This is a genomic window from Paraburkholderia sp. HC6.4b (genome assembly GCF_014200875.1).
GTDB classification, from domain to species: domain Bacteria; phylum Pseudomonadota; class Gammaproteobacteria; order Burkholderiales; family Burkholderiaceae; genus Paraburkholderia; species Paraburkholderia tuberum.
The window spans coordinates 1-25952 of sequence record NZ_JACHDC010000028.1; the positions used below are offsets into that span (position 1 = coordinate 1).

A 25952-nucleotide genomic window follows, 5' to 3' on the forward strand; every position below is an offset into this window, starting at 1 on the left:
CGCCGCGCGTTCTTCCGCACTCAAATGCTTGTAGTTCTTCTTCATCGCAACACCCTACCTCATTCAAGGTGTTGCACTTGGAACTAGAGACTAAGGTGTAGCCCTGAACTTTGCGCCTCGGCTTTACGAGAGGGTCGATACTAACGTATTAATCGCGCCTCGTGATTTTGAGATAATGGTCGAACGAATCCACGCAATATTGCGACACGCCGGCTTCTATCAAAATCTCTTGTTTTATGCCTGGCTTTATTGTCCGAATGCGTGGCGCATCGGCAATGCAGCCGTGTCAATGCGCATTCAGATAGCCGACGATCAACGGATAAACATCGACCGCCGCGTTCTTGCCGAAGATGCAGTCGATATGCCCATACCCCGGGATCAGATGCCGCTCGTACGGCTGCTCGGGGAAGCGCTTGCGCAGCAGCTCGTAAGTGCGCGCGGTGCTGACCGGCAGATAGGTTTCGTTCTTCTCGCCGTGAATGAAGCCGATCGGCAAACGCATGCCCTCGAGTCCTTTCATGCCGTCCGCGCCGGTCAGATACACGTCGTCGCCGCGCGCATCGACGACCTGGCCCGCGCGCACCATCGTGGCCAGATGCTGGAACACGGCCATGTCGTGAATGCCGAACAGTTCCTGCAGATTCGCATGCAGCGCCTCGTTCAGCTTGTCGTGCTCGTAGAGCAGGCCATACAGGAACGTCGCGCGATGACAGATCGGATTGCCGCAGCCCTCGCCGTGATCGAGCGGATAGAGACGCAGCGCTTCGTCGAACAGATTCGCGGGCCACGAATCTTCCTGCGTATAGGCGGTGAGGTCGCGTATGCGCAGATGCTGCATCAGGTCGGGAATATGCAAGCCGGCCTTGATCCGTTGCAACGTGCCCGGCACCGGATGCGCGGACACCTGCGAAATCACCGCCGAGCGCACGCCGTCGAGTCCATGGAGAAGCGACATGCTGAGCGCGAGGCCGCCCAGGCAGTGGCCGAGTACCTGAATGTTCGGCGCGCCGGTCACTTCGCGAATCTTCGCGACGGCGGCGGGAATGTCCTCGCGCGCGACTTTGTCGACGTTGGTCGGCACGAGCACGCTCGGCAGTTCGATGCTGACGCGCAGATCGACGAGCCACACGTCGTAGCCCGACGCGTACAGATATTCGACGAGGTTGGTCGGTATCAGATCGGTCGAGAAGATGCGGCTCGATACGCCCGAGCCGTGGATCAGCAGGATCGGCTTCGCGGCTTTGCCCGCGGCCGGATCGCAGTAGCGCGTGAGCTTGAGCCGCGTGCGGTCGGGTGTGTCGAAATACGTGACCTGCGGCGCCGGCGCGCGCAGCGTGCGTTTCGCGCGCGGCGGTATGTACGGATCGTAGAACTGCAGCGGCGCGGCCACGCCGCCGTATTCGATGAACAGCACGCCCGCGAAGAACTTGCCGAACTTCAGCGTCCATTCGAGGCGCGTCTTCAGGTCGGGCGCGTGTGTGACTTCGAGCGTGCGCTGCTGCTTCAGGAAGTTTTCGGGCGTGATGATCAGCGTCGCGGTGCCGACGACGGGCGCATCGTCCTGCGCCGCGGCGCGAATCTCCGCATACAGCGTGTTGGTCTGCTCCCACAGGTTGATCGGCGACGTGCGCGTGATGATCTTCTTGCCGGTCAGATACCAGGTGTTGCCTTCGACCGCGTCGAGCGTCATCCGGTAGTTCATGTTGCGTTCGTCGAGGTCGGATTCGTCGACGACGAACAGGTTGAAGGTGCCGTCGCTGATCGTCAGCGGTTGGGCGGACAGGGCGGGGCAGGTCAGTGTGCCGGCGGTGCGCGCGAGGTGATTCGGGTTGCTCAGCATGTCGGCGAGATCGTCGGACTCGACCGTCAGCGTGAATTCGATCGGGCTCTTCGCGGCTTCGCCCGCCACGCTGGGCGTGTAGGTGCCGACCATCGTCTCGGTGAAGCGCAGGCCGATCTTCTGTGCGGGCGGCGCGGCGGCGGTGCCCTTCGACATGTAGTCGATCGACCAGTCGTGCGCTTTGGCCAGCAGCGCGCAATTGCGCTCTGCGAGCGCGGAGATGGTCAGGAGCGGATTGACGCCGAGTGACATCGGCATCACCGCGCCGTCCATCACGTAGAGGCCGTCGTGCACCGCGACGCCGGCCGTGCCGCTGAACACGCGGCCCAGATGATCGACCACGCCATGCGCGGCGTCCTCGCCCATGCCGCAGCCGCCGAGCGGATGCACGGTGACGGTGTGCCGGCCGGCGATCTTCGTCGAAATCGGGTTGCGCAGATATTTGCCGCCGAGCGGTTTGGTCGCCTCGATTAGCACGTTCTCGATGCTCTGGAAGATCGGCTGGCGTCCCGCGTTTTTCCATTCGATGCGCGCACGGCCTTTGTCGCCGACCGTGATGCGGCCGCTTTCGTCGTCGTGCGCCATCACGAGGTAGCTTTGCGTGTGATTCATCGCACCGTGGTACGGGCCGCGGATCAGGCTTTCGAGCGCACGCGCGTCATAACTCATGCGCTCGAGCAGCGACGGGGCCCCAGCCGCATCCACGCCTTCCAGCGGCGCGAGCGCGCCGAGCATGCCGACGAGCGCCTCGCCGACCGCACCGGCCAGCGAGCCTTCCTCGATCACATAGCCGTCCTTGACGTTTTTCTCGTCGGCGCGAATGTCGATCAGGCCGGTGATGGTCGGCCCGACCGGCGGAATCTGCCCCGGCTTGTGCTCGCCCCAGCCGACGCCGTTGATCGTGTCCCTGGTGTTGTACGCGAAGGCGAGCACGTCGCCGTTGCCGGTGAAATGCTGGCCGAGCATCTCCGACGTGCTCAAGCCCGCGTCGCGCGAGCGCAGCAGCAGCGCAGTCGAGCCGATCGTGCCCGCCGCGACGATGACGATATCGGCCAGCACGAACAGATCGGGCGCGTCGTAGCTTTCGCGGCCGAGCTTCACGAGCTGGAAGTTGACCTTCCATTGCTGCGTGTCGGGATCGCGCAGCACCGAATGCACGGCCGTGCCGGTGAAAATCTGCGCGCCGTGGGCGACCGCGTCCGGCAGATAGTTCATGTGGGTCGAATTCTTCGCGTCGTAGTTGCAACCGGAGTTGCAATCGCCGCAACCGACGCAGCGCTGCTGCTCGACGCCCGCCGCGTTCGGGCCGTCCTTGAACGTGACCGTGATCGGCGGACGGCTGAAGCGGTCGGCCATGCCGAGCGCCTGCGCCGATTTTTCGAGCGCCTGCAGCTTCGGCAGCGGCGGGAAGTCGTCGGGCACCGGCGACGGTGACAGCATTTTCCAGGCGAGCGCATAGCCGTCGTCGCGTCCGGCTTGGTCGGCGCGCAGCGCGGCCGGCCAGCGCGGGTCGTCCCACAGGCGCGGATCGGCCTCGAGCGCGACGTTCGCATTGATCAGCGACGTCCCGCCGAGCCCACAGCCCACCACCGCGTTGACGTCTTCGTTCACGTGCACTTCGATCAGCGCGAGCGGCGAACCGATCTGCGCCTCGGCCGTGTTGTACTGGATCTGCTCGGCGCCCTGCACGGGCGTGCGCGGATACTCGCCGGCCATGAATTCGCGGCCGCGCTCGAGCACGCACACGCGACGGCCCGCGCGCGCCATGCGGCTCGCGGCGATCGCGCCGCCGTAGCCCGAGCCGATCACGACCACCTCGTAATGCCGTTGCAGCGCCGTCGGCGCGCTCGATAAGCGGTTCATCAGGACCACCTCGTCTGTAATCGGATGCGGGAACGGAAGCTCGACTTCGGAACAAAGACGGCGTGCTGCGGGAGCTTTTTTATCGTAGGCGGAATATCGGCGCAAAAAAAGCGCGCCGTGGAGGGCGCGCCGAAGTCGTAGCGTGCGAGGTTCAGGGCGGCACGCCCGGCCGGCCGTTGCCGGGTGTACCCGGCCGTACGGGCATGCGCACTTATCGCGCTTCTTATGTGGCCTGGTGGTTATCCGAACTATTACGCGGCCACTTCATTGAATTCGCTATCGCTCGATTCCGCCGCGAGCAGATTCAGCGCAACCAGAATCGCCGCGCGATTGTCGACGTCGATCTCGATGCCGAGCGCGTCGGTGAGCCAGCGGCCGAGCTTGGTGTTGGAAAATTCCTCGGCGCCGGCCGTCTTTTTCATGGTGACGCCGAGTTTGACGGCGCGATAGTGATAAGAGGGCACCCGATGCCGAGCCGCGACCGCCGAAAGCCCGCCTTTGCCTTCGGAGCACCAGCCGAGGCTGCCGGCCAGCACGATCCGCTCGGGTTCGTCGAGCCCTTCGATGAACTCGCGCGCCGCGCGCCGCACGCGCTGTTCGTCGAGGCCGTATTGCAGCAGCACGCTTTCCACCGGGTCTTCGAGCGCGTGCGCGTGCAGATCGATTTCCTGCGCGACGCCCTCGGTCTCCATCGACACACTGCGCTGATGGCACGCGCTGCGCAGGCAGTCGATCAGATAGCGGCGGAAATACGCGCATACCGCGTAGCTGTTGGACGGTGCGCTGTCGGCGCGCGCGTTCGTTTCGGTGTGGCCGGGCGCGAGGCGCAACACCTTCGCGTAGATGAACTGAGCGACCAGTTCTTCCTTGTCCTCGCCGAGCGCCTGCAATTCGAGCGGGTGGTAGGTCCGCAACGCGCGCTTGACCAGGTCGACCATCGACACCATTTCGTCCGCTGAGAGCCGGGTGCGCCTGCGCCACAGATCGGGGAGGATCGCGTCGTCGAGTTGGCGGGCGAACTCGTAGCTCGGGACTGCGCCCATGGAAAACCTCCGTCGGTTGGCAGGGAGCGCGGCGAGCCGCGGCGCGTGGGCCGCGAGTCGAGGGAAGGTGGCTGAAATGCCGCGCTGAAACGTGAATGCAGTATGGTTCGCGGCAAGGCCGTCGCCTATATGGATTAAGTGTTAGCCGATGGGTAAACCGCCGGGTAAACCAGCCTGATTTTTAAGCGCGCGCAGAAAACCCTTGGACATCAGGCGCTTACGGCGATAGCTAGTCAGGCGAAGAACCTGAATTTCTCAGTAAATAGCGCTGGAACTGCTGCGCGCCATCGAGCCGCATCTCGACGCGGTTGTGTGTTACGCGAGCACGATGAACGAATACGAGCCAAACCGGATCGTGTACAGAATCCGGGGATTGCTTGCCATGCAACCGGAAACCTGTTCTCACGGCGAGGATTGGGATGACTGCCCTGACTGCCGTCACTGACAACTTAATTGTGATTTTTTGTTAAGTCGAACCGGTCTTGTAGACAAGTAACTTGTTGTAGGGTATTCGCATGAATGTTCGTTGTACGATTCAAATAACAAAAGGAAAGGCTGGCGAGCATGGCTAGACAGGGATGTGAAAACCCGAGATGTCCGATCTGTTACCCCAACTGGAAGGAGGAAGAGGCCGCCGCAAAAAAGCGAGCGGAAGATGACAAGCAGGACTGTATCGACTGCTGGCGCTTCTATCAGAAGCAGGCCGAAGCCATCGTTGCCGTAGACGATCCGATTGCACGCAACCGCCGTATCAACGCCGCCTATGCACAGTCGTGGCTTGATGATCATCGCTTCCAGTGGGCCGGGCTTGCTGCGTTCGCGTCGAAGCAGGTAGGTTGCGGGTTGTTGAACGCTGCCGAGTTGATTCACAAGTCCAATCAGCAGCGCAACGCCTATCAACAATGGGAACGGCAAAGCTCGCCTCTGGAAAGGCTGTCGCCATATGGATCGCCCCGCATGCCTGTGCCGGATCAGGCAACCGGCGAAGGCGCGACCAAGGTGTATCAGATGCTCGCCAAGGGCAATACGGCCTTGTTCCTCGACATCTGGCCGCTGCACATGTTCTATAAACGATTTGGGCTCCAGCGGTTCAAGCGGTGTCTCAAGGAGCGCGCGGCGCTGCGTGGCTCGGTCGTATGGCCGATTGCGGATAAAGTGCCTTTCGGCGAGCCGCAACTTGAAACCGTTCAGGGCTTTGAGGCAATTGATGCCGGTAACATCACGAAAGGTGTTGAACGGCTGGCATGGCATGAACAGGTCAATATCTTGCAGCCGGCTATGTACAACGATCCGATGTTTGCGATGCTGATGCGGGCTAATCAGTTCGCATGGGCGTTAAACATTCCGACTAGCTCGGCACGCGAGATTCAGTTGACGCTTGCGAACCAGTGCACTGTAACGGGAGCGAACGCCCAAATTGAAATTTTCAGTAAGCAGCCGCTCGCCAACCTTGCCGATCCTGGTCAGCGGATGGCGTTCGTAATGCGCGCAGCCCAGCGGTTTGACGACCTATTGCGCAACCCGACAGAGAAGCACATGGTCGAGAATTCCATCTTTCTAGCTGCGCATCCGAGATAGCTATGTCGCGTAAAAAAATCAGACGGCTCGTGTATCTGGGGTGCTTGGTGATTGGCTGCACTATCGTAGGGGGTATCTACGCGGTGACTAGACCTGCTGATGAAGTTCTACTGACGATCGGGGAGCCTTACGAACAGGTGCGCCAGCAATCGCGCTCGACCCTGCCGGCCGCCGAGCCGGGCGCGAATTGGGGCGGCGTAATCAACCGTCCGGCTAGGCTGCGTTTTACCGATCCTCAGTACGGGTTCTCGACCCCTGTTGCAAAGTTCATGGCTGTGAGCTACGACGAGCACGGTAAGGTCGATTCCGTTCGGATGTCACCACAGGTCACGATCTTGCCGCTCGACGAGACGATGGCGATTGTCTTGGACTTGCAGGAGCAGCTTCGTCGAGGCGGCTGGCGGCAGATTCTGGTTGAAGACTCCCCGCCCCTTGAGGACACGCCGACTGTGCGAGCTAAGATACGCGGATGCGCGGCCCCTACTGGCTATTGGCAGGCGGGCGACAAATATCAGCTTGGCCTGAACGTCCGTTGTTTCCGGACAGATTCTCATCCGGACTTAGAGCGTTACCTGATTACCTTGGATGTCGCTTCGCCTTGGCTGGAAGCCAATCGGTAACCAGAAATCACAGGGTGTGATCGAGTAGCAGCGTTTCGACGTCGAAGCTATCAACAGGCGTTGACAGTAGTGTGCCGAGGTAGTGCCCCAGGCGTTGCCAGGCATCGCACATTTCGTTGGCGTAGCCGTACTGCTGGTAGACGCGCACCAGTTTCGGATTGACCTCCTGTCGATCCCGCTGTGGCGCGACGTGGTTTAGACACCGCTCGATCACGACAGGGGAGATGCCGAGCGATTGCATGAAAGTTGCGCCGGTGCGTCGCAGATCGTGAGGTGTCCAGCCACCCCCGGAGAGTACGAGCGAATCCCACAGTGGAGATGGTTTGCGATCCATGTTCCGCTTGCGCGTCGATAGATCCATATTGCAGCCTCAGTGTCCTCGCCCAGCGGAGTGTGCCGCACGCGACCCCACGTTTCCCGGTCGGGAGTCTCACGGGTTGCCGCGACCTTCAAATTGAGGTCACGCACTTCGTCTTCGGAGAGGGTCCGTGTCCGCAAGGAGACGTACCCCTTGCCGAACAGGCGGTCCAGATCGATCAGTTCGGTAGGCAGCACATCGATGAGGTCACGCCACGGCTTGCCGCGCTTGCCCCATTTGAACATGTGGTGCAGCTCGCCAAAGTGAGCGAGTGCGGTCGGCTTACGACCCGATGAGATGATCGCTTGCAGCACTTCAAGGAGGATCGAATCACTTACGTCGTGTACACGTTTCTCCCCGAGTGACGGCAGGATGTTTTTCTCGAACGTGAGCTTGAGCCGCTTCTTGCATTTCCGGTTGACCCCGTGTTCCAGCCATGCGTCGCAGAGCTGGCGGAAGGTGGACCTCGTAATCTGTTCCTGTTCGACGCGGGCCGTATGCTCTGCAAGCAGCCGTTTTTCCAATGCCCGCTCGAGCGTGATCTGCTGGCGTACTGCTTGTTTTTGGCCGTTGGGATCAGCGCCAAGTGAGACACGAAGCTTGATGGCTTGATGTTTTTCGCGAATGGCGTTCAATGTGTCACGGGGCCAGGCACCCAGCGCCACTTCCTTCTGTTGCCCGTCGAACCGATAGCGATAGCGGAAGTGCACACTAATCGCGCCGGTTGCGGACACGTGAACCTTTCCTGCGACTCCATTGCCATCCCGGAGGACGCGTCCTTGGTCTATCGGCGTGAGTACGGCCAGTAGATTTTTCGGTCAATTCCCCCACAGCATTCCCCCACAGCGAACCGTTATGTCGGGGCAGTGTATAGAAGGCAGGAGTAAAACGGTAAACATGTTATTTGTTTTTAATCAACAGCTTAGTGTCTTTAAAATTGGTGCGACGCGACATAAAAACTCGCGATGGTAAACTCCCGGGTAAACCTTCCGGTGGATTGCTGACGATTCGTCTGAAGAGCGCGCATTCGCCGTAGAATAGACCGCGCGGGCGGCGCATTCGGTCGCCCGATTCGACCCGCGGTTGCCACGAAGTGCCGGAGCGCCGCCGCTTCGTCAGTGTTTCGTCTCAACGAAGTTGCCATGCCCGCGCGATAAAGCTGCGTGGGATCGGCGTAAGCGCTAAAGCGCTCACGCCGATCGACAGAGGAGACCGCCCCATGCGGGCCGACCCGATCCAGCGTGCCATCGACGAAGACCTCGTGCGCGTGCTCTACGCGCAGGATCCGATCGCGTTCTTTTCGCACTGGTTTTCGATCGCGGTGCTAGTGGCGATCTACTGGCCGCATGTGCCGGCCCCGCCGCTGTTTATCGCGTGCTTCGTTTTTTATGCGCTCGCCAATTGCGCGGGCCTGGCGCTGTGGATTTGCAATCGCCGCTATCCGCAGCTCGTCTCGCCGCGCGACTGGATCTATCTGCACGCGCTGCGCGGCGTGCTCCTCTATAGCGGGCCGGGCTTCGCGGTGTGGTTCGCGTTCCAGAGTCCGCAAACCGATCTGCCGTTATTGCATACCGTACTGCTGGTGACGCTCGCGGCCGGCGTGTTCATGTCGAATGGGTTCGATCTCCTCAATTTTTCGACCTCGATTCCGTTTCTGCTGCTGCCGTCGATCGTGCTGCATTTCGGCTCGCATACGTTCGATCGCACGATTCTCGCGATTGTGCTCGCGTTCTTCTTCTGCGCGATCAACGTCTACGCGATGAGCTATCGCAAGCTGTTTCGCCAGGTCGTGCAGGCGCGTGTCGATCAGCAATACCTCGCGGAATCGCTGGCCGCGCAAAAGCGCGTCGCCGAAGAAGCGAGCCTCGCGAAGACGCGCTTTTTCGCGGCGGCAAGCCACGATCTGCGTCAGCCGCTGCATGCGATCGGCCTGCTTGCGGCATCTCTGAACGATCCGGCGGCGACGCCCGCGCAGCACGCGAAGACGGCCGGGCACATCGTCTATAACGTCGAGGCGCTCAATCAGCTGTTCAACCAGGTGCTCGATCTCGCGCGGCTCGAAAGCGGCGTGACCCAGGTGATCCGGTTGCACTTCCGGCTCTCCGAGCTGTTCGAACGGGTCGGTAGCCAGTATCGTCCGCAGGCCGCGGCGAAGGGGCTCGCACTGCGCATCGCGCCTACGACGATGGTCGTCTACGACGATCCGGTGCTGCTCGAACGCGTGGTGAGCAATCTGCTGTCGAACGCGGTGCGTTATACGGAGCAAGGCGCGATCTGGCTCGGCTTCCGGCGCGCGGGGCGACAGAAGGGCGGCTATATCGAGGTGCGCGATTCGGGCGTCGGCATGGCGCCGCAAGAGCACGAGCGCATTTTCGAGGAGTTTTACCAGGTCGAGAATCCGCAGCGCGACGCGCGTCAGGGGCATGGGCTCGGGCTGCCGACCGTCAGGCGGCTCGTCGGCCTGCTCGGCGGCGAGTTGCAGCTGCGCTCGGCGCCGGGGCGCGGCTCGGTGTTCCGCTTTGCGGTGCAGGCGGGTGACGCGAGCGGCATCGTCGCGAGTCTGAACGATTCGGTCGCGGGCGGCCCGGCCGCGCAGGGGCGGCGCGTGCTGTGCATCGACGACGAGCCGTCGATACTCGAAGGCCTCGCGAGTCTGCTCGAGCGCTGGGGCTGCGACGTGCGCGGCGCGCGCGACGAAGCCGGCGCGCTCGCCGCGCTCGCGGACGGCTTCGTGCCCGACGCGGTGCTGTGCGACTACCAGCTCGCCAATCACCGCACCGGCGCGCAGGCGCTGAGCGCGATACGGGGCGTGCTTGCGCGGGAGGGGCACGGCAATGTGGTGACGCTGCTGATCACCGGCGATATGGCGTCGGCGGAGCTGACGGCGCTCGCGTTGCAGGGGATTCCGGTGCTGCACAAGCCGGTGACGCCGGCGCGCTTGCGGCGCACGCTGGAAATGCTGTGGCAGCAGGCGGAGCTCGATCAGGGGCGGCCGGCGGGTGCGGTGGTGTTGGGGGGCGGAGCGCCGGACGACCCACCGCCATCGCCCGCCGCGGCCGGCTCGCCGCAAGCCGAAGCGGGCTCAGGCGCGCAAAGCGAAACGCAGCCTTAGAGGCTGGAAACCAAGACGGGTTGGGCTTGCGGCGCAGCACAAAGCGCTACAACGTCTTCCCGGCCTCCAGCCATCCATTGATTACGGCGATCGCCGTCGACCGGTTATGCACACCAAGCGCCCGAAAGATCACCGACAGATGCACCTTCACCGTGCCTTCGGCGACGCCGAGATCGCGCGCGATCATCTTGTTGGTCCAGCCGCGATGCACGAGCCGCATGATGTCCTGCTGACGTGGTGACAGGTTCTCCAGCAGATGCTGCTGATGCGGCTGCAGCGACGGTACCTGCGTGACCGGTTCGAGCTGCGGGACGGTGCCGGGGCCCGGCCCGCGGACGGCTTGCGCGGCGGCGCCCGGGGCCGGCACACGTGCCGATCCATCCGCATCGGTGCCCGCCCGCGTCTCGCGCGAGCCGAGCAGACTCAGCGCCTCCATCGGCACATAGGCACCGCCGGATAGCACCAGTTCGATCGCCTTCAGCATCACGCTGGCGGGCTGGCGCTTGGGGACGAAGCCGAGCGCCCCGGCCGCGAGCACCGCGCGCATCTCGTCGGGCGACTCCTCGGCGGACAGCACCACTACCGGCAGCGCCGGATTCGCCTTCAGCAGCGTTTCGAGCGACGTCGCGCCGCTCATGCCCGGCATATGCAGATCGACGATCGCCAGATCGTGATTCGCGTCGGGGCGCGCGGCGGTCGCAAGGGTTTCCCAACTGTCGGCTTCGTCGAACTGGGCGTCGGGATCGAAGCCGCGCAGCATGCCTTTGACGCCTTGCCGGATCAGTTCATGGTCGTCGGCTACAAGAAACTTCATGATGTCTCCGCGAGTCGAGCCTGTCCGTTGAGGGCTGCCGCCGTTGCACATGCCGCAGTTGCAGGCTGCGCAGTTGCGCTGCGACGCGCGTGGCCGGCTGCCGGCATCGTTCGATGCGCTTCGTGATGTTAAGGCAGGTCTCCCGCGCATAGGTTCCGGCTTGCTACGTAGACGAGCCGCGCGCCCCGTTTTTGAAGCGCTGACGCGCACGATCCGGAAGGTTATGCCCGCCGGATCGACACGGGTTCGCGCGCCGCTATCTGACCGCGAACAGCGTCGCATTCATCAGAAGCTTGAAGGCGAAGCCGAGCGACATCGCTGCGGTCACGCCGAAACACCATAGCGCGATGAACCAGAGCCAGCCCGGCAGTTTGCGGCTGGGCGTTGCGGCAGTGGCGGTGGGAGCCGACGCACTGGCACCCCGCGTTTCAGTGATAGTGATGTTGGTCGCCATGACGCACCTTGCCTCGAAAGACCCAGTAACCCATCGTCGTATAGGCGACGATGATCGGCAGGATCACCGCCGCGCCGGCCAGCGTGAACGTCTGGCTCGAGCGTGGCGCGGCGGCTTCCCATAGCGTGATGCTCGACGGAATCGCATACGGCCACAGACTCACGAGCAGCCCGAGATAGCCGAGCAGCACGATCGCCAGCGCGAGCACGAACGGCGTGTTGTGATGGCGCGCGCGCACCGCGCGATGCATGAAGAACGCGCAGATCGCGACGAGGAACGGCACCGGCAGCAGACGGTAGAAGATCCCGTCATGGAACCAGCGTTGCGCGATGCCCGCGTCCATCAGCGGCGTCCATAGGCTCACGAGCGCGACGAAGCCGAGCAGCACCAGCGTCAGCGGCCAGACCACGCGATGCAGCCGTCGCTGCAGATCGCCCTCGGTCTTCGCGACGAGCCAGCAGCAGCCGAGCAGCGCGTAGGTCGCGACGAGTCCGAGGCCCGTCAGCAGGCTGAACGGCGTGAGCCAGCCGAACGCGTCGCCGGCATAGGCGCCATCGGCGACCGGAATGCCTTGCAGGAACGCGCCGAGCACGATGCCCTGGAAGAACGCCGCGCCCGCCGAGCCGCCGATGAACGCGAGATCCCACAGATGCTTCGTGCGCCGCGACTTCGCGCGGATCTCGAACGACACGCCGCGAAAGATCAGGCACACGAGCATGAACACGAGCGGCAGATAGAGCGCCGACAGCACGGTCGAGTAGACGACAGGAAACACCGCGAACAGCGCGGCGCCGCCGAGCACGAGCCAGGTTTCGTTGCCGTCCCACACTGGCGCGACCGTGTTCATCATCAGGTCGCGTTCCTTTTCGTCGGGGAAGAACGGAAAGACGATGCCGATGCCGAGGTCGAAGCCGTCCAGCACCACGTACATGAAAAGGCCCAGCGCGATGATCGCGGCCCATACGACGGTTACGTCCATTTTTTCTTTCTCTCGAAGCGTAGGTTAGACGGCGTCGATCATCCGATCGGCGGCGGACAGCGGGCGGCGCGCGGTCTGCGCGGGCGTCGGCTGCGGCAGGCCGTGGGACATGTCGTGCGACTCGCCGCCAGGCAGCGCGGGACCGGAGCGCATCAGCTTCAGCATGTAGTAGATGCCGGTGCCGAACACGAGGAAGTAGACGGCCACGAACGTCATCAACGACAGACCGACCTGCTGCGTGGTCAGCGGCGACACCGCCTGCGACGTGCGCATCACGCCGTACACGACCCACGGTTGACGGCCCGCTTCGGTGGTGACCCAGCCGGCCAGCAGCGTGATGAAGCCGCTCGGTCCCATCGCGACACACAGCCGCTGGAACCACTTCGCTTCGAACAGGCGCCCGCGCCGGCGCAGCACCCAGGCCGCGATCGACATCGCGATCATCAGCACGCCGAGGCCGGCCATGATGCGGAAGCTCCAGAACACGACGGTCGAATCCGGCCGGTCCTGCGGCGGAAATTCCTTCAGACCGCGGATTTCGCCGTCCCAGCTATGCGTGAGGATCAGGCTGCCGAGGTGCGGCACCGACACCGCGTAGCGCGTGGTCTCCGCCTTCATGTCGGGGATGCCGAACAGGTTCAGCGCGGTACCGCCTTTTTCGGTATCCCACAAGCCTTCGATCGCCGCGATCTTCGCCGGCTGATACTTGCGCGTATTGAGGCCGTGCTGATCGCCGACGAATGCTTGGATCGGCGTGAGGATCAACAGCAGCCACAGCGCCATCGAGAACATCTTCTTGACGGCGGGATCGCGCCGGCCGCGCAGCAGATGCCACGCGCCGACCGCCGCGACCACCAGCCCCGCGACGATGAACGCCGCGAGCGCCATATGCGCGAGCCGGTAGGGGAACGACGGATTGAAGATGATCTTGAACCAGTCGAGCGGCACGACATGACCGTCGACGACTTCGAAGCCCTGCGGCGTCTGCATCCAGCTATTGGACGCGAGAATCCAGAAGGTCGAGATCAGCGTGCCGATCGCGACCATCAGCGTTGCGCCGAAGTGCGCGCGCGGACTCACGCGCTGCCAGCCGAACAGCATGATGCCGAGGAAGCCCGCTTCGAGAAAGAATGCGGTCATCACCTCGTACATCAGCAGCGGACCGGTGATCGGCCCGGCGAAACTCGAGAAGCCCGACCAGTTGGTGCCGAACTGATAGCTCATCACGACACCGGAGACGACGCCCATGCCGAAGGCCACCGCGAAGATCTTCGACCAGAACAGACAAAGATCTTTGTAGTAGGCCTTGCCGGTTTTCAGCCAACGCCATTCGAGAACGGCGATGAAACTGGCGAGACCGATGCTGAGCGCGGGGAAAACGATGTGAAAAGAAACGGTGAACGCGAATTGAATGCGCGCGAGATCGAATGCCGATAGTGCGGAGTTCATGATCCTGTTGTGCGTGATGGCCCGCGTGAGCGGACTTACGCGCGTCGACCGATGTCGGTGCGCACTGCGCTGGGCAGATGGCGCAAGAGTAGGGGATCGAAACAAAAAGTGTTGCGATGCGATGTGCGTCAAAAAACCGCCTTGTTTTATGCGAAATACGCTTATCGATGAGGCAAGCCGTTGTTGAATATCAAGTTTCTTTTGGCGGCTGATACGTGGCCGTGTGTGCCTCGGCGCGTGAGCTGCGTCAATCGACCGCGCTGCAGCAATGCGTTTCGCGCAGCCTTGCGCGGCAAGGTCGCGGGCGGTGTCTGTCGCCAGCCGACAATCGATCCATCCAAACCGACTTCGTCGGTGGGCGTGCTGGTCAGGCGATTTTTTTACTTCTACGATGCACGCTGCCGCGTGGCCGTTTCAGCTTTTTCTCTTCAGTATTCGTTGCGCATTATCCGTTCGCGATTCGTTTGGTGTTGATGTTATTTCGCGGCGGAATTTCTCAATAGGTCATGACTCATTGCCGCATTCGCACGGCGTTCTGTCATGCGTCGCGCGCATACTTCGTGAGCAGCTTGCGCTTCATCCACCTGCCGGCGACGGCAGACTTCATCGACAAGGAGTCAGCAGATGAGCACGATCAGGACGAAAGACGGTACCTCGATTTTCTACAAGGACTGGGGCCATGGACGCCCGGTCGTGTTTTCGCACGGCTGGCCGCTGACCGCCGATGCGTGGGATGCGCAGATGCTGTTTCTCGGCAGCAAGGGCTTGCGCGTGATCGCGCACGACCGGCGCGGTCACGGCCGCTCGGAGCAGCCGTGGGACGGCAACGAGATGGACACCTACGCCGACGATCTCGCCGCGCTGATCGAACATCTCGATCTGCAGGACGCGACGCTGGTCGGCCATTCGACAGGCGGTGGCGAAGTTGCGCATTACATCGGCCGGCATGGCACGGGGCGCGTCGCGAAGGCTGTGCTGATCGGCGCAGTGCCGCCGCTGATGCTGAAGACCGCCGATAATCCGCTCGGCCTGCCGATCGACGTGTTCGACGGCATCCGCAAGGGCGTCGCGGACGATCGCTCGCAGTTCTTCAAGGATCTGGCCGTGCCGTTCTACGGCTACAACCGGGAGGGCGCGAAGGTGTCGCAGGGCGTGATCGATTCATTCTGGCGCCAGGGCATGGCCGGTTCGATCAAGGGGCTATATGACTGCATCGAGCAGTTCTCCGAAGTCGACTACACCGAAGATCTGAAGAAGATCGACGTGCCGACCCTGGTGCTGCACGGCGACGACGACCAGATCGTGCCGATCGACGCAGCCGGCCGACGCACCGCGGAGATCGTCCAGAACGCAACGCTGAAGGTTTATCCGGGCGGCCAGCACGGCATGTGCACGGTGGAGGCCGACAAGGTCAATGCCGATCTGCTCGAATTCATCGGCGCCTGAGCGAACGTAACGAAGTGATCCTTTGAGGGCGCGGGCGGCATACGGACGCCGCTCGCGTCGGACGCCACGCGCCCGCTGGCGTCGGGTAAATCCACTCCTGGAACAAAAATCCACTTCAAGTTATACGATGTCGCACGAACGCGATGTTCCTATGCCTTTGTTTTTTAAAGAGGTAGGAAACTGCCACACAGTAATTTAAGGGTAAATGCGGAGTTGAAATCTGCTTGTCCATCGTCGATAGTACGTTATCGTACAACTTGAGTGTGTTATGCGACGCGCGCAGCGCGATTTCGCCGGCCGCTCAGATCCTCTGTCTGTTCTCTGAAGACCTCGCGCGCGGCGCAGTAAAAGGAACCCCTATGAAGAAGATTGCCCTGAGTGGCGCCGGCGGCCAGCTCGGCTCCGTGGTACGTGCTGAATTCGTCGCGCGCGGCGTGCCGTTGCGCTCGGCCGCGGGCTCCAAAGTACTGACGCCGCTCGTCGACGGCGAAGACGTGATGAACGGCGACCTGCGCGATCCGGCGGTGGTCGACCGTCTGCTGAACGGCGTGGACGTGCTGATCCATTTCGCCGGCACGAGCGTCGAGCGTCCGCTGCCCGAGATCATCGAGAACAACCTGCGCGGCCTCGTCGAAGTCTACGAAGGCGCGCGCCGCAACGGCGTGAAGCGCATCGTGTTCGCGAGCTCGAACCACGCGATCGGCATGTACCCGGTCACCGAGCATCTGAGCCTCGACTGCGAACTGCGCCCGGACGGCTTCTACGGCCTGTCGAAGGTGTGGGGCGAAGCGCTCGCGCGCATGTACTGGGACAAGCACGGCATCGAAAGCGTGTGCGTGCGGATCGGCAGCTGCCTCGAGCGTCCGACCGAGCAGCGCCATCTGAGCACCTGGTTCGGCCACAAGGACCTGATGCATTTCCTCGAGCGCTGCATCGAAGCGGAAGACGTCGGCTTCCTGACCATCTGGGGCGTGTCGGCCAATACGCGCAGCTGGTGGGACAACAGCGGCGCCGCGCGCCTTGGCTACGAGCCGAAGCAGAACGCCGAGGACTACGCGCAAGACATCCTGTCGCGCCCGAATCCGCTCGATGAGCTGTGCCAGCGCTACCAGGGCGGTAGCTTCGTCGGCATCGACTATTCGCGCAAGGCTTAAGTCCCGTTCGGTTTGACGGGCATTGCAACACGAGGAGTAGCAGCAATGAAGATCAAGGGTATTCGCTGGTGGATGGTCGCGCTGGTCGCGGCCGGCCTGATCATCAATTACCTGGCGCGTAACACGTTGTCGGTCGCGGCTCCGACGATGATGAAGGAGCTGAACATCACGACCGAGCAGTATTCGCACGTGGTCGTGGCGTGGCAGCTCTGCTATGCGTTCATGCAGCCGGTCGCCGGTTTCGTGCTCGACACGATCGGCACCAAGGTCGGCTTCGCGGTGTTCGCGCTGGCGTGGTCGGTGGCGTGCGCGGCGGCGGCATGGGCGACGGGCTGGCGCAGCCTCGCAGTGTTCCGCGGGATCCTGGGTCTCGCCGAATCGGCCGGGATTCCGGCTGGCGTGAAGGCAACCAGCGAGTGGTTCCCGGCGAAAGAGCGGTCGGTTGCGATCGGCTGGTTCAACATTGGCTCGTCGATTGGCGCGCTGCTTGCGCCGCCGCTCGTCGTGTGGGCACTGTTTCACGGCCGCTGGCAACTCGCGTTCGTGATCGTCGGCGCGGCGGGTATCGTATGGAGCGTGCTGTGGATGACCATCTACAAGCATCCGCGCAACCAGAAGCTGCTGGCCAACGCGGAGCGCGACTACATTCTGAGCGGCCAGGAAGCGAAGCATCACGATGACATCAACGCGCCGGAGCGCAACTGGCGCGCGATGCTGGCGAGCCGCGATTTCTGGGCGATCGGTATTCCGCGAATTCTGTCCGAGCCGGCCTGGCAAACGTTCAACGCGTGGATTCCGTTGTACATGATGACCGAGCGTCACATGAACCTGAAGGAAGTCGCGATGTTCGCGTGGATGCCGTTCCTCGCCGCCGACATCGGCTGCGTGCTCGGCGGTTATCTGAGCCCGCTGTTCCACAAGTACGCGAAGGTGTCGCTGTTCACGTCGCGCAAGATGGTGTTCGTGGTCGGTGCGTTGTTGATGATCGGGCCGGCGTGCGTCGGTCTCGTCGAGAGCCCGTACATGGCGGTGGCGCTGCTGTGCGTCGGCGGCTTCGCGCACCAGACGTTGTCGGGCGCACTGTACGCGATCACGTCGGACATGTTCGGCAGGCACGAGGTCGCGACCGCGACGGGCATGGGCGGCATGGCTGGATATCTGGGCGCCGCGGCGTTCACCGCGCTGTTCGGTGTGCTCGTCACGCAGATCGGCTATAGCCCGCTGTTCGTCGTGCTGGCGGTGTTCGATCTGATTGCCGCGGTCGTGGTCTGCCTGATGGCCAGGAGTTCGGAAAAGATGCCGGAGCCGAAGTGGGCGTCGGCCGGTGCGGTGACGGCGAAGTAAGGCGAAGTGCGGTCGGCTTTAGTGGGCCGATGTTGTGAAAGAAGCGGCGCCCATGAGTGGGCGCCGCTTCTTTGTCGGTTTTGCGGCCGTTTGCAGGATGGCGCTGTTGCGCCGTGAGCGTTGCAGCCGGCAAGCAGATTAGTCGCCCAGCAGACGTTTTAATTCGTCAAAGAAGGATGCGGTAGTGTATCCCCACAATTTCGGATGGAAATTAAATCCATAATCTTCGTAAAACTTTTGGTCAAGATTTTCGCCTGCTTCTTTTTTATATTTATCTATTTCGCGCAGCGTCTCTGCAATTTCTTCTGTAGAACTGTCTCCCTTGAAGCACGATACAACCTGCTCCAGAGTGTCACCCCAGAGATCGCTGTCTTGGTTGAGATATCCCCCGAACAGGACATAGAACTGGGGATATGATTCTTCGTTCATCATTTCAGTAGATAAGACGTCAAAATGTAATATGGCATTCCATTGTATTTCTCATATTTCAACACAACCTGAACCATACTCATACCCTTTACTTGCCCGGTTTCTCGGTTAATTCCATAACCTACAGTTTTTCCAACGTTATGGAATAGAGTTAACGCATGTCTCGGATTTGATTGAGCCCAACTCCTGATTTTCAGTGTGTTGGATTCCATAACCTTGGAGATCGCCCATTCCGCCGTCGGTAAATCCCGAAACGACGATACTACGTCTCTTTTTGGTTCCAGGCGCAGCCTCTCGCGCAGTTGCGCCTCAGTCCGCCCGACATGCTTTTCGATTGTATGCCCGCCGATCCGGCTACCGTCCTTCGCTTCGTGCTCCATCAGTCTGATCCGGCCCATCACGATCTGCGAAGTCCGTACAGCCTTGATCGAACCAGCAAAGCCAAACGGCACGACCATATCGAGCCACAGACCGATATTGTTCGCCATATCGGGACTGGCATTCATCGCTTCGGCGAGTTTCGTCGTGCCCTGCTGGGTTAGCGTCGCCGTATCTCGCGCCGTCCAGATCTGACGCAAGCCAGCGGCCGCTGTGTCCGAGCCGTGAACGCCGAACACAACGCATCCGGCCTTGCTTGCCATGGTCGGTTCTGGCATCACACACAGCGCGCCGGCCCCGACCATTTCCAGCAGACCGCCGACAAGTTGCAATCCGCCCCATAGCCGGTTGGAAAGCATTTCGCTGTGGCTGATCGATTGGCGGGTCAGCACCGCCGCCAGTTGTGGCGCACTGAGTACGACGCGCACGCCATCCGAATCCTGGTTATATGACACTCCGGACTCCTCTGTCGTTGTTGGGGCCATCAAGCTAACAGCCGGGTACAGAGCGAGGGAATGGGCGAAGGATGATTCTTGTGCCAGCCCGTGCGTCCCGATGGTTCGCTCGATCGGACGTTAGTTGGATCGGATGGCGCAAGGGCATGGGGCGAATGCCATGGCAGCCCGGCCACTACCCACGCCGTACGCTTTGACAGCCGCAAGAGGGGCGCGTAGCTCGCAATAAAATTGCGAAAGCATCGGCCGTTAATGAGGAGACGAAAGGTCGCGAGCTATGCTCACGCGTTGATGGTCATACGCTGGTTAGAAGCGCTGGATCAGGCGGCAATTCAGAGCGATGCCGCGGCGGAAGCCGTTATGGTCGACCGTGAGAAGAGCATCGCTCCCGATCAGACGACGAATTGCGATCGAGCCGGCCATCGGTCACATGCGGACAGACGGAAAACCCGATCGCAACTGTGAAGTGGCGCCGTGCAACAGCGCGCTTACGCGCTCTTCTGACCGATCTCGTGATTCGCGAGCACTTCGAGCGCGCGCACCATCGCCGAGTGGTCCCACGCCTTGCCGCCGTGCGCGACGCACGCGTTGAACAGCGCCTGGCAGGTGGCGGTGTTCGGCAGCGACACGCCGAGCGCCTGCGCGGTCGACAGCGCGAGGTTCAGGTCCTTCTGGTGCAGTTCGATGCGGAAGCCCGGATCGAACGTGCGCCTGGTCATGCGCTCGCCGTGCACTTCGAGAATGCGCGACGATGCGAAGCCGCCCATCAGCGCCTCACGCACGCGCGCCGCATCGACACCCGCCTTCGACGCGAGCAGCAGCGCTTCGCCGACCGCCTCGATGGTCGCCGCGACGATCACCTGGTTGGCGACCTTGCACACCTGGCCCGCGCCGACCGCGCCGATCAGCGTGACGTTCTTGCCCATCATGTCGAACAGGGGCTTCACGCTGTCGAACGTGGCCTGTTCGCCCCCGACCATGATGGTCAGCGAGCCGGCCTTCGCGCCGACTTCGCCACCGGACACCGGCGCGTCGAGATAATCGGCACCGGATTCGCGCACGCGCGCCGCGAAATCGCGGGTCGCCATCGGCGAGATCGAGCTCATGTCGACGACCGTCTGGCCGGCGCGCAGCGCGCTCGCGAGGCCGTTCTCGCCGAACAGCACGCGTTCGACGTCCGGCGTGTCAGGCACCATGATGAAGATCACGTCCGCGTTGGCGGCGACCGCGGCGGGGTTCTCGCATGCGACGGCGCCGGCCTGCGTGAGCTCGGCGGGCACGCCGCTACGCGTAAAGGCGGCGAGCGACACGCCGTTTTTCAGAAGGTTGGCGGCCATGGGCTTGCCCATGATGCCGAGTCCGATAAAGCCTGCTGTTTGCATGGAATGCTCCGAAGATGTCGTGGCGGCCGCGTTCAAGCCTCGCCCGCCGGTTTCTGCATGAAGTGTTTCTGTGCCGCCTGCGCGGCGCCCTTGAGCAACCCGAGATCCGCGCAGACCGCGACGACGCGCGCGCCCATCGACAGATATCGTTCCGCGTCGGCCTGCAGCGGCGCGAGAATGCCGCTCGACTTGCCGGCCGCCTGCGCGCGGGCGACCACATGCGCGATCGCCTGCTGCACGTCCGGATGGCTCGCATTGCCGAGGTGGCCATACGACGCCGCGAGGTCGGACGGACCGATGAAGACCGCGTCGATGCCGTCCACCGCGAGGATGCTGTCGATATTCTCGACCGCCTTGCGGCTTTCGATCTGCGCGATCACGCAGACATTGTCGTTGGCGATCGCGAAGTAGTCGGACACGGTGCCGTAGCGATTGCCGCGATGGCCGACCGACACGCCGCGAATGCCCTGCGGCGGATAGCGTGTCGACGCGACCGCGCGGGCGGCGTCGTCGGCGCTGTCGACGAAGGGCACGAGGAAGTTCGAGAAGCCGCTGTCGAGAAAACGTTTGATCACGACGCTGTCGTTGGCCGGTGGTCGGACGACCGGTGCGCTGCCGCTGTCCTTGAGCGCCATCAACTGCGGGATCAGCGTGAGCACGTCGTTGGGCGCGTGTTCGGCGTCCAGCAGCATCCAGTCGAAGCCGACCGTGCCCAGCAGTTCAGTGGCGATCGGGCTGGCGAGCGACGCCCAGCAGCCGATCTGGGTTTTTCCCTCGCGCACCGCGCGCCGGAAGCGGTTGGGCAAGGATTCGTAAGGCGTGACGGCGGGCATGCGGTGTCTCCTCGAACTGCGATGGATCGGGAAAAGCTGCGACAATGCTAAACCGCGAAATGCGAGTTATAAGTCGTCGTACGACCAGCTGTAGATTAGCACCGCACGGCCCGGTTGTAATGGCCGAGTATACCCGTATGCGCCTGTCAGACAAGCGTTTCGGGTTGCATAGGGCCCCCGCGATGTTGTAGGATGACCTATATCTTCAGCCTTCATTAAAGGAAAGTCAAAAATGCCTATTACCGGCGAAATGCTGATCGGTCGCAAAGCCGTGCGCGGCGAAGAAAAACCGCTGCGCGCGTTCAATCCTGCCACGGGTTCCGAGATTGCCGAGCCGGTGTTCGGCAGCGGCACCGTCGAGAACGTCGCGCAGGCCTGCGCGCTCGCGCAACAGGCGTTCGACGCCTACCGTCAACTGCCGCTCGCAGTGCGCGCCGAGTTCCTGGACCGTATCGCTGACGGCATCACCGCGCTCGGCGACGAGCTGATCGAGCGTGCGCAGGCTGAATCGGGACTGCCGAAGGCGCGTCTGGAAGGCGAGCGCGGCCGCACCACCGGCCAGTTGAAGCTGTTCGCGCAGACCGTGCGCGCGGGCCAGTGGCTCAACGCTACGCTCGATTCGCCGCTGCCGGAGCGCAAGCCGCTGCCGCGCTCGGATCTGCGCATGCAGAAGATCGCGCTCGGTCCGGTCGCGGTGTTCGGCGCGAGCAACTTCCCGCTCGCGTTCTCGGTAGCGGGTGGCGACACCGCCGCGGCGCTGGCTGCTGGCTGCCCGGTCGTCGTGAAGGCGCATCGCGCTCACCTCGGCACGTCGGAGCTGGTCGGTCGCGTGATCCAGCGCGTCGCGCAGGAAATGGATCTGCCCGAAGGCGTGTTCTCGATGATCGTCGGCGCGGGTAACTCGGTCGGCGAGGCACTGGTTGCGCACCCGGCCATCAAGGCGGTCGGCTTCACCGGTTCGCGTGCGGGCGGCACTTCGCTGATGCGCGTCGCGGCGGCGCGTCCGGAGCCGATCCCGGTGTACGCGGAAATGAGCAGCATCAACCCGGTGTTCCTGCTGCCCAACGCTCTTGCGGCACGCGGCGACAGCATCGCGCGCGGTTTCGTCGACTCGCTCGTGCTCGGCGCGGGCCAGTTCTGCACCAACCCGGGCCTCGCCATCGCGATCGACAGCGACGCGCTGAAGGGCTTCGTCGCGACGGCATCGGAAGCGCTCGCGGCGAAGCCGGCGCAGACCATGCTGACCTCGGGCATTCACGCCGCGTATGAAGACGGCGAAGGCAAGCTGGCCGCAACGAAGGGCGTCGAAGTCGTGGCACGCGGCGTCGCCGCGACCGGCCCGACCCAGGCTTGCGCGGCGCTGTTCGTGACCGACGCGCAGACGTTCCTCGCGAACCCGGCGCTCGAAGACGAAGTATTCGGCCCGGTGTCGACGATCATCCGCTGCAAGGACGAGCAGGAAATGCTGAAGGTCGCCGAACACTTCGCCGGCCAGCTGACCGCGACGCTGCAGATGGACAGCGCCGACGTGGCCGCTGCGAAGAAGCTGGTGCCGATTCTCGAGCGCAAGGCCGGCCGGATTCTGGTCAACGGCTTCCCGACCGGCGTCGAAGTGTGCCACGCGATGGTCCACGGCGGCCCGTTCCCGGCAACGTCGGATAGCCGAGCGACCTCGGTCGGCACCACGTCGATCGACCGCTTCCTGCGCCCGGTCTGCTACCAGGACTTCCCGGCCGAGCTGCTGCCGGAAACGCTGGCTGACGGCAATCCGCTGGAACTGTGGCGTCGTCGCGATGGCGAACTCACGCGCGGTTAATCGCGTGACGCCGTCCTGCACGGATGCGTGCCCGGGCCGGTCGGCCGGGCGCGGACCGAAGGGAAGGGCGGACGCAATCGCAAGATAAAAAAATGGCCGGGAGATTCCCGGCCATTTTTTTCGCCCGCGAGCTTCGTGAGAATCAGCTGTTCGCTTCGCTCACTTCATTCGCGCGACGCAGCCGCTCGCGGCTATTCGACAGATGCATGCGCATCGCCGCGCGTGCGCCTTCGGCGTCGTGCCGGCTGATCGCCTCGAGGATGCTTTCATGCTCGAGGTTCACGAGCGACAGATACGCATCAGGATCGGCGCGCGCGATGCCGGCCGAGTCGAGCCGGTTGCGCGGAATCAGCGCGCTGCCCATTTGCGACAGTATGTCGACGAAATAGCGGTTGCCGGTTGCGCGTGCGACCGAGATGTGGAACTGCAGGTCGGCCTGCACGCTGTCGAGCCCGTTGTGGCGCGTGGCCTCGATCGCGTCGAGCGCGGTGCGCATGCGCGCGAGGTCGTCCGGTTTCGCGCGTTGCGCGGCGAGACCGGCGCATTCGGTTTCGAGGCTGATGCGCAGCTCCAGAATGCACAGCACGTCGCGCAGCGTGGTGGCGGGCACCATGTCGATGCCGAGCTTTTCGCGCTGCGGCTCGAGCACGAAGCTGCCGATGCCGTGCCGCGTCTCGATGACCTTGCCTGCCTGCAGGCGCGAGATCGCCTCGCGAATCACCGTGCGGCTCACGCTGAGTGTGCTCATCAGCTGCGATTCGGTGGGGAGTTTGTCGCCCGGCTTCAGCAAGTTGGCCGCGATCTGCTCGGTGACGTAGTTGACGACGAACTCGGCAAGATTGCGAGCGCGTCGTGGCGGTGCCGCGGATGCTAGTGGTGTAGCCATCGAAAACGCTCCTTGTTTGAAAGATCGCTGGGAATCGTGCATTTTTATTATATCGTCGTCTGACGACTGATTATAGAAGGCCGGCTCGTTTCCGGCGCAAATGTCACGTATATCGGCGCAGGCCGGAAGTTTGGCGCCTCGGCGCGAATAGATCGCGCGAGGCGCCGGGTCGGTCGGCCGGAAGTACGATAACCGCGACGATAACCCAGCCTATAACGGGCTCACGCCGGACGCAACTCGACCCGCCGGATGTCCTTGACGATCACCAGATAGCTGATCACGGTCAGCAGCGCGTTCGCGCCGACGAACACCAGCGCGCCATTGAACGAGCCCGTGCGCGCGACGAGATAACCGATCACGATCGGCGTCACGATGCCGGCGATGTTGCCGAACATGTTGAAGATCCCGCCGGACAAGCCGAGCGCTTCCTTCGGCGACGTATCGGCGACGACCGCCCAGCCGAGCGCGCCGATGCCCTTGCCGAAGAACGCGAGCGACATCAGCGCGACGACGACCCAGTCGGTCGACACGTAGTTGCAGCCGATGATGCAGGTCGACAGCAGCATGCCGCCGACGATCGGCACCTTGCGCGCGACGGTCAGCGAACAGCCGCGGCGGATCATTCCGTCCGACAGCACGCCGCCGAGCACCCCGCCGAGAAAGCCGCAGATCGCCGGCAGCGAGGCCACGAGGCCCGCATGCAGGATCGTCATGCCGCGCGCCTGCACGAGGTAGATCGGAAACCACGTCAGGAAGAAGTAGGTCAGCACGTTGATGCAGTACTGCGCGAGATAGACGCCGAGCAGCATGCGGTTGCTGAGCAACTGACGCACGAGCGTCCAGCCGCCGGCCTTCGAAACATCGTCCGGGCGCGTCTTGCGCGCACCGCTGACGAGGCCGCCGCCTTGCTCGATGTACTCGAGCTCGGCGCGCGACACGCGCGGATGGTCGGCGGGATTCTTCATGACCTTCAGCCACGTCAGCGCGAGCAGCAGCCCGGCCACGCCCAGTACGACGTAGACCATTTCCCACCCGAACGCGTGCGTGAGCCACGCCATCAGCGGCGTGAACACGACCGCGGCGAAGTATTGCGCGGCGTTGAAGATCGCCGACGCGGTGCCGCGCTCGTTGGTCGGGAACCAGCTCGCGACGACCTTCGCGTTCGCCGGGAACGCCGGCGACTCGGCCGCGCCCATCACGAAGCGCAGCGCGAACAGGCCGGTAATCGCCGCACCGGCGCTGCCGAGCAGGCCGACCGAGCTCTGCAGCAGCGTGAATAGCGACCACGAGAAGATGCTCGCCGCGTACACGCGGCGCGCACCGAAACGGTCGAGCAGCCAGCCGGCCGGCAGTTGCGACAGCACGTAAGCCCAGCTGAATGCGGAAAAGATATAGCCCATGCGGATCGCGTCGAGGCTGAACGCGGTGCGCATTGCGGAACCGGTGACGGACAGCGTCGCGCGGTCGGCGTAGTTGAGGGTGGTGATCACAAAGATCAGCAGCAGGATCCCGTAGCGGACCTTGGTGCGTGCCGCGCTAGCAGCGGCGTCGGTGGAACTGGCCGAGCGGCTCAAGTCCATGGGTCATCTCCTGTATTGTCGGGCGAGGTGTAGTCTGCACACCGGGTGGCCCGCAGACCACCTGCCTGTCGGGCAAACACACGAACGCCCGGCGACGTTGCGGTGCCGGGCGTTCGCCACGCGGCCGTCTAGGCGGCCC

21 protein-coding genes and 1 pseudogene are annotated in these 25952 nt (G+C 63.1%); 8 read left to right on the forward strand and 14 right to left on the reverse strand.

What is annotated here, in order from left to right:
* Positions 1-286 precede the first annotated feature (286 nt).
* On the reverse strand, positions 287-3703 hold the full coding sequence (locus tag HDG34_RS33815; RefSeq protein ID WP_184066965.1) for an alpha/beta fold hydrolase: 3417 nt from the start codon (positions 3701-3703) through the stop codon (positions 287-289).
* 251 nt (positions 3704-3954) lie between these two features.
* The gene (locus tag HDG34_RS33820; RefSeq protein ID WP_184066968.1) at positions 3955-4746 is read right to left on the reverse strand and encodes a hypothetical protein; all 792 of its coding nucleotides are present in this window, start codon (positions 4744-4746) and stop codon (positions 3955-3957) included.
* Between the two features lie 564 nt (positions 4747-5310).
* Between HDG34_RS33820 and HDG34_RS33825 the strand changes: the two genes are divergently transcribed.
* The gene (locus HDG34_RS33825; RefSeq protein WP_184066971.1) at positions 5311-6324 is read left to right on the forward strand and encodes a DUF2515 family protein; all 1014 of its coding nucleotides are present in this window, start codon (positions 5311-5313) and stop codon (positions 6322-6324) included.
* A 2-nt stretch (positions 6325-6326) separates the two neighbouring features.
* On the forward strand, positions 6327-6944 hold the full coding sequence (locus HDG34_RS33830) for a flagellar biosynthesis sigma factor (protein WP_184066974.1): 618 nt from the start codon (positions 6327-6329) through the stop codon (positions 6942-6944).
* 7 nt (positions 6945-6951) lie between these two features.
* Here the strand turns inward: HDG34_RS33830 and HDG34_RS33835 are convergent, their stop codons facing one another.
* A complete protein-coding gene (locus tag HDG34_RS33835) occupies positions 6952-7185 on the reverse strand; it encodes a hypothetical protein (protein WP_184066977.1) in 234 nt (77 codons plus the stop codon).
* Positions 7155-8108: an integrase arm-type DNA-binding domain-containing protein gene (locus tag HDG34_RS33840; RefSeq protein ID WP_409259689.1), complete on the reverse strand. Its 954-nt coding sequence runs from the start codon at positions 8106-8108 to the stop codon at positions 7155-7157. The genes HDG34_RS33835 and HDG34_RS33840 overlap by 31 nt, the downstream gene beginning before the upstream one ends.
* 413 nt (positions 8109-8521) lie before the next feature.
* On the opposite strand from HDG34_RS33840, the gene HDG34_RS33845 reads away from it, so the two are divergent.
* A complete protein-coding gene (locus HDG34_RS33845; protein WP_184066983.1) occupies positions 8522-10414 on the forward strand; it encodes a hybrid sensor histidine kinase/response regulator in 1893 nt (630 codons plus the stop codon).
* A 46-nt stretch (positions 10415-10460) separates the two neighbouring features.
* Here HDG34_RS33845 and HDG34_RS33850 read toward each other — a convergent pair whose 3' ends face one another.
* The 4 genes from HDG34_RS33850 to HDG34_RS33865 form a co-directional block, all read right to left on the reverse strand.
* Positions 10461-11228 (reverse strand): response regulator transcription factor, encoded by a 768-nt coding sequence (locus tag HDG34_RS33850; protein ID WP_184066994.1) that lies wholly within the window; start codon positions 11226-11228, stop codon positions 10461-10463.
* Positions 11229-11484: 256 nt separating this feature from the next.
* A complete protein-coding gene (locus tag HDG34_RS33855; protein WP_184067254.1) occupies positions 11485-11682 on the reverse strand; it encodes a hypothetical protein in 198 nt (65 codons plus the stop codon).
* Positions 11657-12661: a cytochrome d ubiquinol oxidase subunit II gene (gene cydB, locus HDG34_RS33860; RefSeq protein WP_184066997.1), complete on the reverse strand. Its 1005-nt coding sequence runs from the start codon at positions 12659-12661 to the stop codon at positions 11657-11659. The genes HDG34_RS33855 and cydB overlap by 26 nt, the downstream gene beginning before the upstream one ends.
* 24 nt (positions 12662-12685) lie before the next feature.
* Positions 12686-14110: a cytochrome ubiquinol oxidase subunit I gene (locus HDG34_RS33865; protein WP_184067000.1), complete on the reverse strand. Its 1425-nt coding sequence runs from the start codon at positions 14108-14110 to the stop codon at positions 12686-12688.
* Between the two features lie 624 nt (positions 14111-14734).
* Between HDG34_RS33865 and HDG34_RS33870 the strand changes: the two genes are divergently transcribed.
* The 3 genes from HDG34_RS33870 to HDG34_RS33880 all read left to right on the forward strand — a co-directional run bounded on the left by HDG34_RS33870 (position 14735) and on the right by HDG34_RS33880 (position 18054).
* Entirely contained in the window at positions 14735-15556 is an 822-nt protein-coding gene (locus HDG34_RS33870; RefSeq protein ID WP_184067002.1) for an alpha/beta fold hydrolase, read from the forward strand.
* 359 nt (positions 15557-15915) lie between these two features.
* Positions 15916-16710: an NAD(P)-dependent oxidoreductase gene (locus tag HDG34_RS33875; RefSeq protein WP_184067005.1), complete on the forward strand. Its 795-nt coding sequence runs from the start codon at positions 15916-15918 to the stop codon at positions 16708-16710.
* A 45-nt stretch (positions 16711-16755) separates the two neighbouring features.
* The gene (locus HDG34_RS33880) at positions 16756-18054 is read left to right on the forward strand and encodes an MFS transporter (protein ID WP_184067008.1); all 1299 of its coding nucleotides are present in this window, start codon (positions 16756-16758) and stop codon (positions 18052-18054) included.
* Positions 18055-18192: 138 nt separating this feature from the next.
* Here HDG34_RS33880 and HDG34_RS33885 read toward each other — a convergent pair whose 3' ends face one another.
* Both HDG34_RS33885 and HDG34_RS33890 read right to left on the reverse strand, forming a co-directional pair.
* Positions 18193-18483 (reverse strand): contact-dependent growth inhibition system immunity protein, encoded by a 291-nt coding sequence (locus tag HDG34_RS33885; RefSeq protein ID WP_260321424.1) that lies wholly within the window; start codon positions 18481-18483, stop codon positions 18193-18195.
* A complete protein-coding gene (locus tag HDG34_RS33890) occupies positions 18483-19316 on the reverse strand; it encodes an RNase A-like domain-containing protein (RefSeq protein WP_184067047.1) in 834 nt (277 codons plus the stop codon). Before HDG34_RS33890 ends, HDG34_RS33885 begins: the two co-directional genes overlap by 1 nt.
* A gap of 290 nt (positions 19317-19606) precedes the next feature.
* On the opposite strand from HDG34_RS33890, the pseudogene HDG34_RS39645 reads away from it, so the two are divergent.
* A pseudogene (locus HDG34_RS39645) lies at positions 19607-19776 on the forward strand (IS5/IS1182 family transposase); the annotation flags it as partial.
* 28 nt (positions 19777-19804) lie between these two features.
* On the opposite strand, the gene HDG34_RS33895 reads toward HDG34_RS39645, so the two are convergent.
* Positions 19805-20734 carry a 2-hydroxy-3-oxopropionate reductase gene (locus HDG34_RS33895; protein ID WP_260321425.1) on the reverse strand — a complete coding sequence of 310 codons (930 nt, stop codon included), beginning with the start codon at positions 20732-20734 and terminating at the stop codon, positions 19805-19807.
* The gene (garL, locus tag HDG34_RS33900; protein WP_184067053.1) at positions 20731-21531 is read right to left on the reverse strand and encodes a 2-dehydro-3-deoxyglucarate aldolase; all 801 of its coding nucleotides are present in this window, start codon (positions 21529-21531) and stop codon (positions 20731-20733) included. The genes HDG34_RS33895 and garL overlap by 4 nt, the downstream gene beginning before the upstream one ends.
* A 232-nt stretch (positions 21532-21763) precedes the next feature.
* Between garL and HDG34_RS33905 the strand changes: the two genes are divergently transcribed.
* A complete protein-coding gene (locus HDG34_RS33905) occupies positions 21764-23347 on the forward strand; it encodes an aldehyde dehydrogenase (NADP(+)) (RefSeq protein ID WP_184067056.1) in 1584 nt (527 codons plus the stop codon).
* Positions 23348-23489: 142 nt separating this feature from the next.
* Here HDG34_RS33905 and HDG34_RS33910 read toward each other — a convergent pair whose 3' ends face one another.
* Both HDG34_RS33910 and HDG34_RS33915 read right to left on the reverse strand, forming a co-directional pair.
* On the reverse strand, positions 23490-24233 hold the full coding sequence (locus tag HDG34_RS33910; RefSeq protein ID WP_090806091.1) for a FadR/GntR family transcriptional regulator: 744 nt from the start codon (positions 24231-24233) through the stop codon (positions 23490-23492).
* A gap of 221 nt (positions 24234-24454) precedes the next feature.
* The gene (locus HDG34_RS33915; protein WP_184067059.1) at positions 24455-25813 is read right to left on the reverse strand and encodes an MFS transporter; all 1359 of its coding nucleotides are present in this window, start codon (positions 25811-25813) and stop codon (positions 24455-24457) included.
* Positions 25814-25952: the final 139 nt, after the last annotated feature.